At 67.1% G+C, this 1,284-nt stretch carries 1 pseudogene; it reads left to right on the top strand.

Features of this window, described 5'->3' with window-relative positions:
• Positions 1-1,284 (top strand): annotated as a pseudogene (locus EN750_RS34815) (sarcosine oxidase subunit alpha); the annotation flags it as partial.

The raw sequence follows: 1,284 nt of genomic DNA, 5'->3' as shown, positions 1-1,284 counted from the left end.
GGCTGAGACCGGCGTGCGCGTCATCCTCGCCGACGAGCAGGCCGAGTTCGGCGGCAGCCTGCGTTTCGAGAGCGGCGCGAAAATCGACGGCCAGGACGGTTTTGCCTGGGCGCAAGCTGCCGTGGCGAAGCTCGCCGCAATGGACAATGTCCGCGTGCTGTCGCGAACGACGGCGTTCGGCTACTATGCGCAGAATTTTGTGGGGCTGGTCGAGCGTGTCAGCGAGCATCTGAGGACCCCCGGCCACGATCTGGCGCGCGAGCGGCTGTGGCAGGTCCGGGCCAAGCGCGTGGTGCTGGCCTCGGGCGAGATCGAGCGCCACATGGTGTTTGCCGACAATGACCGGCCGGGCATCATGCTGGCGGGTGCCGCGCGCACCTATCTCAACCACTATGGCGTCGCGGTCGGCAGGAATGTCGGCGTCTACACCGCCAATGATTCTGCTTACGCGGCGGCGATCGACCTGAAGAAGGCCGGCGTCAACGTGGCGGCGATCGTCGATCTGCGCGAAAATCCGACCGGACCGGTGATCGACGAGGCGAGGGCGCTCGGCATCGAGATCAATTTCGGCCGCGCGGTGATCCGCGCTGGCGGTAAGCTCAGGGTGTCGTCGATGACCGTGCAGCCGAAGAATGGCGGCGGCGAACGCACCATCGCGGTCGATGCGATCCTGATGTCGGCCGGCTGGACGCCGTCGGTGCATCTGTTCTCGCAGTCGCGCGGAAAGGTCGCCTTCAACGACGAGACCAAGCGCTTCGTGCCGGGCACCTATGCGCAGGACTGCGTCTCGGTGGGCGCCTGCAACGGCACCGACGGGCTGTCGGCGACGGTGGACGAGGCCTATGCGGCGGGCGCCAAGGCGGCGAAAGATGCCGGCGCCAAAGCCGCCAAGAGCAGTAAGCCGAAGGTCGATGCGTCGGAGAGCTGGTCGCGCGGTATGTTGGGCGCGGCGCCCGGCGCCGGGCCGGACACGACTGTGAAGGCGTTCGTCGATTTCCAGAACGACGTCACCGCCAAGGATATCCGCCAGGCGGTGCACGAAGGCATGCGCTCGATCGAGCACGTCAAGCGCTTCACCACCAACGGCATGGCGACCGACCAGGGCAAGACCTCCAACATGCACGGCCTGGCGATTGCCGCCGAGACGCTGGGAAAGCCGATCCCGGAGGTCGGCCTGACCACGTTCCGTGCGCCCTATACGCCTGTCACCTTCGGCGCGATCGTCAGCCATGCGCGCGGTCCGCTGTTCGACCCGACGCGCAGAACCGCGATCCATCCCTGGGC

Origin of the sequence: Mesorhizobium sp. M7A.F.Ca.ET.027.03.2.1 (assembly GCF_003999175.1) — a bacterium.
Taxonomy (GTDB): Bacteria; Pseudomonadota; Alphaproteobacteria; order Rhizobiales; family Rhizobiaceae; genus Mesorhizobium.
This window is presented reverse-complemented; position numbering and strand designations above follow the sequence as displayed.